This is a genomic window from Synechococcus sp. H60.1 (assembly GCF_047462335.1).
In the GTDB taxonomy this organism is placed as follows: domain Bacteria; phylum Cyanobacteriota; class Cyanobacteriia; order Thermostichales; family Thermostichaceae; genus Thermostichus.
The window spans coordinates 1-10,457 of sequence record NZ_JANSJA010000128.1 but is presented as its reverse complement, the minus strand read 5'-3'; the positions used below and the strand labels follow the sequence as shown (position 1 = coordinate 10,457).

The 10,457-nt window shown below is 61.9% G+C and carries 9 protein-coding genes; 3 read left to right on the top strand and 6 right to left on the bottom strand.

Features of this window, described 5'->3' with window-relative positions; all coding sequences use genetic code 11:
* Positions 1 to 209: 209 nt before the first annotated feature.
* Complete coding sequence (locus tag NW852_RS06865) at positions 210 to 947, top strand: protein-L-isoaspartate(D-aspartate) O-methyltransferase (RefSeq protein WP_414399254.1); 738 nt, start codon at positions 210 to 212, stop codon at positions 945 to 947.
* A gap of 12 nt (positions 948 to 959) precedes the next feature.
* Here the strand turns inward: NW852_RS06865 and NW852_RS06860 are convergent, their stop codons facing one another.
* On the bottom strand, positions 960 to 1,718 hold the full coding sequence (locus NW852_RS06860; protein WP_414372799.1) for a glycerophosphodiester phosphodiesterase: 759 nt from the start codon (positions 1,716 to 1,718) through the stop codon (positions 960 to 962).
* On the opposite strand from NW852_RS06860, the gene NW852_RS06855 reads away from it, so the two are divergent.
* Complete coding sequence (locus tag NW852_RS06855) at positions 1,717 to 1,902, top strand: hypothetical protein (protein ID WP_414366040.1); 186 nt, start codon at positions 1,717 to 1,719, stop codon at positions 1,900 to 1,902. The genes NW852_RS06860 and NW852_RS06855 overlap by 2 nt on opposite strands.
* Here the strand turns inward: NW852_RS06855 and NW852_RS06850 are convergent.
* The 5 genes from NW852_RS06850 to NW852_RS06830 all read right to left on the bottom strand — a co-directional run bounded on the left by NW852_RS06850 (position 1,899) and on the right by NW852_RS06830 (position 5,418).
* Complete coding sequence (locus NW852_RS06850; RefSeq protein ID WP_414366038.1) at positions 1,899 to 2,468, bottom strand: peroxiredoxin; 570 nt, start codon at positions 2,466 to 2,468, stop codon at positions 1,899 to 1,901. The genes NW852_RS06855 and NW852_RS06850 overlap by 4 nt on opposite strands.
* A gap of 41 nt (positions 2,469 to 2,509) precedes the next feature.
* Positions 2,510 to 3,019, bottom strand: coding sequence for a GNAT family N-acetyltransferase (locus tag NW852_RS06845; RefSeq protein ID WP_414386000.1), 510 nt, complete (start codon positions 3,017 to 3,019; stop codon positions 2,510 to 2,512).
* A 360-nt stretch (positions 3,020 to 3,379) separates the two neighbouring features.
* Complete coding sequence (locus NW852_RS06840; protein WP_414366036.1) at positions 3,380 to 3,526, bottom strand: hypothetical protein; 147 nt, start codon at positions 3,524 to 3,526, stop codon at positions 3,380 to 3,382.
* Positions 3,527 to 4,335: 809 nt separating this feature from the next.
* Positions 4,336 to 5,052, bottom strand: coding sequence for a precorrin-2 C(20)-methyltransferase (locus NW852_RS06835; protein WP_414366035.1), 717 nt, complete (start codon positions 5,050 to 5,052; stop codon positions 4,336 to 4,338).
* Positions 5,053 to 5,055: 3 nt separating this feature from the next.
* Positions 5,056 to 5,418, bottom strand: a complete 363-nt coding sequence (locus tag NW852_RS06830) for an STAS domain-containing protein (RefSeq protein WP_414368918.1) — start codon at positions 5,416 to 5,418, stop codon at positions 5,056 to 5,058.
* A gap of 295 nt (positions 5,419 to 5,713) precedes the next feature.
* On the opposite strand from NW852_RS06830, the gene NW852_RS06825 reads away from it, so the two are divergent.
* Positions 5,714 to 10,457, top strand: a 4,744-nt coding sequence (locus tag NW852_RS06825; RefSeq protein WP_414426583.1) for a translocation/assembly module TamB domain-containing protein, incomplete at its 3' end; no start/stop codon positions are given.

The window sequence follows — 10,457 nt, the reverse complement described above, 5'->3', positions numbered from 1 at the left end:
AATTGTGAAGCAATACATCCAGAATCAGTCAGAGGGTGCTATCCATCCCCACCGTCTGTACGGTGGGGAATTCCGCACCTTACGTTAAAGCTGGAAGTCTCTTGGGAAGTGGGCCAGAATCGAGTTAAGGGATCCCGAGCTGGGTGCAGTTACGGCGCAGCATTCCCGGAAAATCCCGGCAAGCTGTTAGCTTCGGAGGTTGTGCGCCAATGGTAAGGTTGTTCTCATCTCTCTTTAAGAGGACTTCTAACCCCTGGGCTGGGATCCCGGCTGCCGAGTTGGACGCTCCTGAGCCTGCCGCTGGCGGTGGGGAGAGGCAGGCTTGTCCTTTTGCTGCCCAACGGGAACGGATGGTGAGGGAGCAAATCTTGCAGCGGGGGATCCGCGATCCGCGGGTGCTGGAAGCAATGCGCAAGGTGCCGCGTCACCTTTTTGTTCCCCCGGAGCTGCGGGATCGCGCCTACAAGGATTGCCCGCTGCCCATTGGCTACGGCCAGACGATCTCTCAGCCTTACATCGTTGCCTTCATGACCGAGGCGGCCTGCCTCACACCCGAATCGGTGGTGCTGGAGATCGGCACCGGATCCGGCTACCAGGCGGCCATTTTGGCCGAGCTGGCCCGACAGGTGTATAGCCTGGAGCGTTTGTCTCCCTTGGCCGCCCGTGCCCAGCAAACCCTTGCTGCCTTAGGCTACCGCAACGTGGAGGTGCGCCAGGGAGATGGCTATCAAGGTTGGCCGGAACACGCCCCCTACGACGCCATCGTGGTCACAGCAGCCCCCCCAACCCTGCCGACGCTGCTGCTGGATCAACTAGCGGTGGGGGGCAGGTTGGTAGTGCCGGTGGGCGAAAGCCAGGGATCCCAATCCTTGCTGATCCTCCACAAAACCCCAGAAGGGGTGGTGCAAAAGGGCGCTTTCCCGGTGCAATTTGTGCCCATGGTCTAGGGCAGGGGATCCTCAGGAGGCGGCCCAGAGCTGGGCGCGAATTTGTAGCGCCAACTGAGGGCGGTCGGTGATTAGCCCCTGCACCGGCAGCTCCTCCACAGGCGGGCGCAAACAGAAGGCCATGATCTCCGGGTCGTTCACCGTCCAGACGTAGAGCGGGATCCTAGCCTGGGCCGCCGCCGCCAAAAACGGCAGGTTCAGCCAAGAGTAGTGGGGGGCGAGAAAGTCGGCCCCCAGCTCGCGGCAATAGGCCAAGGGGGATCCCTTCTCTTCCTCCGACTGCGCCTCCACCAACAGGCCAACCTGGAAAGGGGGAGCGGAACTGCCGCGGCGCAAAAGCTCTCTCAGCCGCCCTACCACCTGGGGCAAAAAGGAGGTGAGCACGCAGGCATCCGGGGACAGTTGCTTGCCAATCAAGGCAAGGACTTGTTCTTCATAGCCGGCCTCCTTCAGCTCGATGTCGAGGGCAATTTTGCCTCCAACCTGAAGCAGCACCTCCTCTAAGGTGGGAATCATGGGCTTGCGGGCGCGGATCTCGGCCCAGGTGAGCGCCGCCAACGGCTGCCCCTCCAGCTCGGCATCGTGAAAAATCAGCGGGATCCCGTCGCGGCTGCGGCGCACATCCAGCTCAATCCCGTCGGCCCCGCCTTCGATGGCCGCCGCAAAAGCGGCCAGGGTATTCTCCTCAGCGTGGGTGTGGTCCCCACGATGGGCGACAATCCGGGTGGGAAAGCGATAGGCTGGAGAAGTTGAAACAATCTCTGTAGCCATGGACGCAGCCGAAATTGCCGCCTTAAAAGAGCGTATCAAGCGCATTCGTGAGCGCCGGCCAGCTTTGGTCAAGCTTTTGGAAAAGCCAGACCTGGGCAGCTTGCGGGTCGATGTCAATCAAGCCCTCGAGGAAATCGACGAGCTGCTGCAAGAGTTCGAGCAGACCTTTGGCCCACAGGACTAGCCGGCCTGGGTAAGCTCTTGCAATTGGGCCAAAACCTCGGCACTGTGCCGATAGGGGTTGACAATTGGGTCGATGGCCCGCAGGATCCCGTCGGGGTCGATCAAAAAAGTGTTGCGCAGAGCCATCTCCCCCATCCAGGAGCCGTAGGCGCGGCTAACGGTGCCCTCAGGATCCGAAAGCAAAGGAAATTGCAGCCCCTCTGCTGTGCAAAACCGCCGGTGGGAGTCCACCGAGTCGGCGCTTACGCCCACAATTTGTGCCCCCAGAGCCTGAAACTTGGGCAGATCCTGCTGAAAGCGGCGGGCCTCGATCGTGCAGCCGGAAGTGAAGTCGCGGGGATAGAAGTAGAGCACCACCCACTTGCCGCGAAAATCCGCCAGCCGCCGCACCTGGCCCGACTGATCCGGCAGCTCAAACTCCGGCGCCGGCGCCCCGATCTCCGGCAGGGGAGTGGTGCCCCACTGGGCCAAGGCAGACTGGACACCTACAAAGCTCACCAGCAAAACCGCAAACAACCCTGCCAGGCCCAGCCAGCGCCCGATCCTGGCCACTTTTTTGACAATCACGGCAACATCTCTCCAGCTCCCTAACTCTAGTTTACATAACTTCACAGCAGCCACTTGCAGAGCAAAAGCTGGGGTGGGATCCCCAGCCACCGCCAAAGTTGAGAGGTGCGCTGGATGGGAGTGTAGCGCAGTTGGGCGTAGAGCTGCCGGGCGGGCAGATTGTCTTCCACCACGTGCAGATACAACTGGCGATAGCCCCAACCTTGCACCACGCCTTCGGCGCTGAGCAAAAGCTGCCGCGCGATCCCGCGCCGCCGCCAAGCGGGCAACACCGCCAAGTTGGAAAGATAGGGATACTTGCCATGGGCCATGGCCCGCAAGGAGATCTCAGCAGTGGCCACCACCTCGGATCCCACCGCCGCCGCCAGGCAGCAGTAGTGCGGATCCCTGGCCGCCAGCTTGAGGCACAAATCTTGGCGGATGCCCAGCTTGTGAATCGGGTAAAGCCAGCCCTGCAGACCCAAAGGCGGATAAAACACCTGGGCGAGAACCTCCGCCACGGGATCCAGATCACCCAGTGTGACGGGATAGACCACGAGGGAGGGCAACACAGAGGAAAACAGGGCGCTCAAGCATCTGTTGCAAGCGTCCTTGCTATTTTCGCAGAGAAGCTGCACGCAACTCGCAACCAACAAGAAGTGGCGGCAACCCCAGCGGCACCGCCACTGAACCAGTAAAACCTAAGTGGGGGGAAACTACCCACCCTGATGCAGGTCACCTGCACCCAAACTTCGCTATCTCTTCACTTGTTGGAGCTTCTATTCGATTGTTCCGAGCTCACCCTCCTCCTTTTGATGAGTTCAACTGCTCAATCGACGGGGAAAGTGGAACAGCTACCTGACGAACCCACTTTTGAAGCTCTGCTCCCGAGTGTTGAAGCGCCAAAACCTGACCCGCTCTCGCACTGTGCCCTACAGCTCACCCGCATAGCGAGCTGAGCCTTTGACACGATAGACATCATCGGTAATGGGCTGGTAACCTACTTCAATCAGATCAGACTTGGCAGGCGTGAACACGCGGATAACTGCTCTAGCAATTTTCGAGAGAAAGGCAAGCATAAAAACCTCCTCCAAGCGAGAGTGAAACTATGAACTGGGCGAACCCAAAATTGCTAAAGCCCGCAGCCCTTGACCTCCTGAGCAGAGTCGTGATTCGCCAGAGTCTGCAGGGGGGGGGCACCTGAACCCAACCGAGCATCGGTTTTCCACCTCTTCCCTGATCCTAAACGGAGACTCGAAATAGCAGGCCAGCACCTCCTCAACCGGTAAAGCCGCTTGCCATCTTGCCATCTCACCAGAGGTAAACGACCTCTTATCGTTGCAGCGGCTAACCTCAACAGACCCGACCGCTATTTGATCTAGCTCCCATGTCCCTTCCTTGGAGGAAAACCTGTCGTAGGTGCCAGGTGCCCCGCTGGGCAAGACAACCACTTGCTATAGAAACCTGCCGGCGCAACGGATCGGAAGTTCGTATGAGATTGGATCAAAACGTTGACCGACAGGGAGCTTTGAGCTTGAGCAGATTGCAGGCTGGTGTCTCGCCTTTGAGATGAAGCTGAGATATTATCCTCCTTGCTTGAATCACCACATCTCTAATCTAGCTTGGGTCAAATCCCTCTACAATGGCTGGCAACTGTTCTTAACAGTCTAGGTCATTTCTTTAATCGTCCTTCCCATATTTCTTCAACATAGGTCTCCAGTAGATCTTGCAGTCGGATCCTCTGCCTTTTTCCAGAAGCAAGGTCTACTTTTTAGAAACTTTTCAGAAAGCAGGGGGGCTGGGTCCCCAGCTCAGCCGAGGATTTAACCGAGGCCACTCGACCCGGCTTCAGTGGGCCTCCCACTTCAGAAGGGTGTCGGGGAGAACTTCAATTCCGGGGCCGAGAGTGCAGGATTAGCAGGGAAAAGTAGGGGGGGCGATAGTCGGCCAATTCTTCTAGGGTGGGGAAGAGAACTTGCTGCGGCCAACCGGCCCAAACCACCAAGCTGGCCTGCTGCAGCCAACCTCTTGCCGCCAACCACTGCCAAACCTGAGGATAGACAGGGGCCACTTTCATCAGCACGACCACGTCTGCCCAGGCACAGGCCGCCTCCAGCTCCGCCAGGGCAAAAAGAGCGGGTAGGATCGCCAATTTCTCGGAGCCGAGCGCCAAAGGGGATCCGAGAGCGGCGGCGGCAGCCAGGGGAGAGCACACCCCCGGTATGGCCTGGATGGGCAAGTCAGGGATCCGCTGCTGCAGGGCCTGGGCCAGGTAGGCAAAGGTGCTGTAGAGGCCCACATCTCCTTCACACACAAAGGCCACATCCTCACCCCGTTCTAGAAGCGGGGCCAGCTGCTCGGCAGCCGCTTGCCAGGCCGCCTGCAGAAGCTCAACTTGGGTAACAAAGGGCAGATGCAACGGCAATAGGGTTTGTTCCGGTCGCAGCCAGGGGCGCACGATTTGATAGGCTAAACCCGGCTGGCCGATGGCGTTCTGAGGGCAGGCCACCCAGCGGACGGCGCCGAGGATGCGGGCTGCTTTGAGGGTCAGCCACTCGGGATCCCCGGCTCCAGCACTGATCCCCCAAAAAGTTCCCAGGCCCATGTATCAGGTGGTTTCTGGATTGCCCGTGCCTTCCTCCCTCAGGCGATCCAAGGCTTCCTGCAGAGAGTTGCGCAAGGACAAAAACTTTTCTAGCCGTACCAGTTTCACGGTTTGGGTGACGCGGGGGTTGCTCACCACCTGAAAGATACCTCCACGGCCCTGTGCCAGCTTGGCCAATTGCACCAGGGCACCGACGCCGGAGCTATCGATGAAGTCGATCCCCGTCAAATCCAGGATAAGGTTGGGGGATCCCTCTTCTAAGTATTTGGTGACCACCTTAACAAAGACCGGCTCAGAAAAGGCATCCAGAAGGCCCGTCAGGTAAAAGACCTGGCAGTTTTGCAGCGCTTCGTGGCTGCCGCGCAAGCTGACCGTCAGAGACAGAGGTTCCGGAATGGCTTTTCTCCTTTTGTCTATCTCGACAGAAGATGGAGGCCCGATCTCGGGCGTGGAGATAGCTTAGCATCCCTGCGGGCGAGACGGTATTTTTCCGCGGGCAGGGGATTGCGGCTCGGGGCAGGGATCTCTTCTCTCTGTCCCCTCGTGGCAGGCCGGGAGTCCTTGGGTAGGATGGGGGCAGCTTCCCCTATTCAGAGGAGGCCGGCCTGCGGGCCAAACAGGGCTTCTCAACTGGGGTGGTTCGGATCCCTGAGGGTGGGTGTTGGGCGAAGATCAGCGCGAGAAAGAGCAACGATTTCCCCTCTCCTCCAAGACCTGGATTGGGGTGGGGGCGGGGCTGGGTTTGGGCTTGACGGCTGCTGCCTTGGGCGCCGCCTGGGGAATCGGGGCGTATCTTCAAAATCAGGTGCTGCCCCAGGTAGAAGAAACCCTCTCGCAGGCGATGCGCCGGCGGGTGGAATTGGGGGAGGTAAGGTTTGTGGCCCCTTGGCAGGTGAGGCTGGGAGAAAGCCACATCGAACATTTGGCCAGCATCGGCTCTATCGACCTCAGCCCCGACTTTTGGACCTGGCTACAAACAGGCCAGTGGGTGCTCAACATTACCCTGAACCGGCCCCAGTTGCTGCTGATGGAAACGCTGGATCGCGGCTGGGCAGATGTGCAGTTTCAACTTCCAGAAGGGGAGGGATCCCTGCCCTTGCAGGGGCTGAACGTCCGTTTGCAGGAGGGATCCCTGACGGCCATCCCTTTGGTGGGGGAGCGGCGCCAGTTTGACCATCTGCAGGGCCAGGTGCAGGTGTGGCTGAGTGCTCCGCCGGGGGGAGGGGATCGGGCCAGTTTCCAGCTCTCGGCGCGGCTGCGTCCTCTGCAGAGGGAAGGAGGGTATCCCTTGCAGCTTAGGGGGGTGGCGGATTTCGCCCAGGCTTCTGGCGCGGTGACGCTGGCCGCCCAGCGTCTGCCTTTGGAGCTGCTGCCCAGCGTCTTGCCGGCGGCGCCCTTGACCGAGGTGGAAGGGGAGACCAGTCTGGATCTGCAAGTCCTCTGGGGCGGAGAACGCCCTTGGGAGTTGACGGGGCAAGCCCAGGTTCAGCAGGCGCGGCTGGGGTTGGAGAGGTTGCCGCATCCTTTTGAAGAGGTGAAGGGCTCTGTTCGCTTTACCCTAGAGGAGCTGGATCTGCAGGGGGTGAGCGGTCGCTTTGGCCAGCTCTCTTTCGGGGATCTCAACGGCTCCATTGCCTTCGGCGACAACGAGGGGTTCAATCTGCAAGCTGTCATGGCTCCAGCCAGTTGGCAGCAAATCCAGGAGACTTTCAACTTTGAGCTGCCGGTGGCGGCGGCAGGGGTGGTGGCGGGATCCCTGGCGGTTACTGGGCCGCTCAAGGGGCCGCAGATCCAAGGGCAGTTGCAAGGGATCTCGCCGGGGCAGGTGGATCGCCTGGCGGTGCCGGAATATGCTTTTGGCTTCCGCTGGGCCGACCAGACCTTGGCCTTTGAGGAAATTGACCTGAAGGCCGCCGGCGGACGCATCCAGGGATCCGGACAACTGCAATGGGCTGCCGGCTTGGCGGGCCAGTTCAATTTGCAGGTCAGCGGGGCCGACGTGGAGCAGGTGCTGGCCCTCTACGACCTCAACCTGCCGCGGCGGGGCGAGCTGCCCTGGGCGGGGCCAGTAAGTGCTCAGGTACAGGTGGCGCTGACGGGATCCCGGCCCCAGGTGGAGGCCACCTGGGAAACCCAAGGGGGAGAGATTGCCGGCAGAGGACAGCTTCAGATCTTGCCCGAGGCGGGGGGCTGGGCGGTGGAGGTGCCGCAGGCCGTGTTGGAGCTGGGCGGGGGGCAGGCCCAGGTGGCGGGGCGGTGGGCGGCAGGGCAACTCCAGGCGCGGCTGGCTCCCCAGGATCTGCCGCTGGCCTTTTTTAACCCCCAGTGGCCGGGATCCCTCTCCGGGGAGCTGATGGCGCAGATGAACACGGCGGAGGCGGCGGAGGTGGGTTTCCTGGCGGCGTTGCGAGCGCAAGGGTCGCTAGCCCTGTCCCAGCCTTTGGGAGAGAGGAGATGGCCATGGGTTGACGGCATCCGCGGCCAGCTAGCTTGGGAAGGATCTGACCTGCGTATCCAGCAGGCAGAGATCTTGGCCGGCACCACCCGCTTGGCCAGGCTAGAGGGACGGATCCCCGTAGACCCGCAGACGCTGCAGGTGGGATCCCTGGATCTGAACTTTGCCGCTGACGGGATCCCCCTGGCAGAAGTACCCGGCCTGCCGCCGAGGGTGGCAGGAGTGCTGCAGGGATCCGGGCAGCTCCGCGGCTCCCTGGAGGAGTTACAGGTGACGGGGGAGGCCCAGTTGCGCGGTTTGCAGGTGGGGGAGGTAGCCTTTGCCGACTTGGCTGGGCCCTTTAGCTGGTCTAGCCAGGGGACGACGGTGGAGCTAGCGGGGACGCGGGAGCGGCTGGCGCTGCAGTTGGATCCCCAGTTTCGGCCCTTGCAGTTCGAGCTGCGGCGGGGCGAGGCGGAAGTGCGCGGCCAACGACAGCAAGATGAGCTGCAGGTGGTGGCGAACCGCTTGCCGCTAGCTTGGCTGGGGGGGGTGGCTGCTGGGGCATGGGCCGGCTTGCAGGGAACCCTCGATGGGGAGGTGGCGCTTGACCTGGCCAGTGGCGCTGCTCAAGGTCAAGCTGCGGTCGAGGGGCTGCGACTGGGCAATCTCGAGGCGCAGGGCCTTGCAGTGGATTTCGCTTACCACCCTGGAGACGACTCTCGCCCCGCTCGTCTGACCCTTGCCCAAGCCCAACTGGAGCTGTTCCAGAGCCTCTACACCGCCAGCGGTACTTTGGAGCTGCCGGCGACCTCTCTGGATCCCACCTCGGCGGCTCCCGTTCCCCAAATCGACCTGCAGATCAGCACCCGCCGGGGTCGCCTGGAAGATATCATTTCTACTTTCAAGTGGCGGAAGTGGAGCGATATCACCAGCCGCGGTTTTCGGCTGCCACCTTTGGGCCCTGCCGCGGTGCTGCGGACGGATCCGGTTGGTCTGCCCAACCATCCCCTCTGGGAGCAGCTAGAATACTACGCCCAGATCCTGGCTGCCCACCTGGAGGCCCTGGCCAGCCGCATGGATCCCCGCATCCCGCCGCCCACCAGCTTGCGGGGGGAATTTCAGGCTAGCGTCAGCCTCGTCGGCAACCTCAACCGGCCCAGCGTCAGCTTTCACCTGGAGGGCCAGAATTGGCAAGCGGAGGAGTTTGGTGTTGAAAGCCTCACCGCCAGCGGCAGCCTGGTCGAGGGGGCGGTGGTGTTGCAGCCGCTGTTGTTGCGCAGTGGGGAACGCCAAGCCCTTTTCACCGGCAAGTTGGGCCTGGAGGAACAGTCGGGATCCCTGCAAATTCAAGGGTTTCCTCTGGCTTTGCTGGATCGCTTCCTGCCGGATGGGCTGGAACTCCAAGGGGATCTCAACCTGGATGTGGAGCTGGCAGGCAACCTGCGGGATCCCCTTGCCCGCGGTTCCCTGACGGTGGTGAACGCCCAGATCAACCAGGTGCCGCTGCAGGAGGTGGGGGGACAATTTGACTACCACCAGGGACAACTGCGCTTGGAAGGCGCCCTGCTGGCCAACGGCGACGAGCCGATCCGCCTCTCTGGCCTGGTGCCCTACACCCTGCCCTTTGCGAAGGTGCGGGCCGCCTCGGATCAGATCGACCTCAGCCTGCAAGCCGAGAATGGCGGCCTGCGCTTGGTCAACCTCTTCACCGACCAGGTGCGCTGGGAGGGCGGCCAAAGCCAACTGGAGCTGGCCATCCGCGGCACCTTGCGAGAGCCCAGCCTGCAGGGGAACCTCAGCCTCGGCTCCGGGATCCTCAAACTGGCCGCCCTGCCGGAGCCCATCACCGACCTGACCGGCCAAATCGTCTTTAACCTCAACCAATTGGAGGTGCGGGAGCTGCGGGGCCAGTTGGGGGGCGGATCCCTGTTGGCCAACGGCTTTTTGCCCGTCAACTCCCGCGGCGCCCTGCAGAGGGACGAGACCGCGCCACCCTTAACGCTGCAACTGCAAGGGATCCAGCTCAACCTGCCCAACCTCTACACAGGCCGCCTGGAAGGAGAGGTGACGGTGGGCGGCCTGCTGCTGCGGCCTCTGATGGAGGGACACCTAGAGATCTCCGATGGAATCGTCGATGTCAGCCCGCGCCAAGCGGCAGCTCCTACAGACGCGACTCAGGTAGATCCCTTCTGGCAGCCGCGGCTGAACGGGTTGGAGCTGGTCTTGGGGCCTGGGATCCGCGTGCAGCGCCCCAACCTATTTGAGTTCAACGCCAGCGGCAGCTTGCGCCTGTTTGGCACTCCCCAAGATCTACGTCCGGCGGGCACCATTGCCCTGGAGCGAGGCCGCGTCAGCCTGCCCATTGCCAACTTTCGCCTGGATCGCTCCCGCCCCAACACCGCCACCTTTGACCTGGACAACCCCTTCGATCCTTTTTTAAACCTGCGCCTGGTGACCCAAGCCTTCGAGGTGTATCGCTTTCCCCAGGAGCTCTCTCCTTTTGAGACCAACCGCACCCTACCGGGATCCCAGCAGAGCATCGAGATCTTGGCCACTGTCAACGGACGGGCCAGCCAGCTTGCGGCTGCGGATCCCCGCAACGGGGTTTTGACGCTTTCCAGCAGCCCCAGCCGCTCCCCAGAAGAGATTGTCGCCCTGTTGGGGGGAACAGCTTTGGCCCAACTCAATCCAGAAGCCGGGGTGGCCGGACTGGCGGGAACAGCCCTACTCAACGATGTGGTGGAGACGCTGCGGGACACCCTCGGCTTGGATGAGGTTCGCCTCAGCCCCGTCCCCCAGGTCGATACCCGTGCCCCCAGACGTTCCTCGGTGGGCCTGGCCCTGGAAGTGGCCCGCGATCTGGGGCCCGCCACTTCCCTCTCGGTGCAGCGCAACCTGACGGATCCCTTTCAGCCCACCCGCTACAGCGCCCGCTACCGCCTCAACGAACAAACCCTCACCCGCGCCA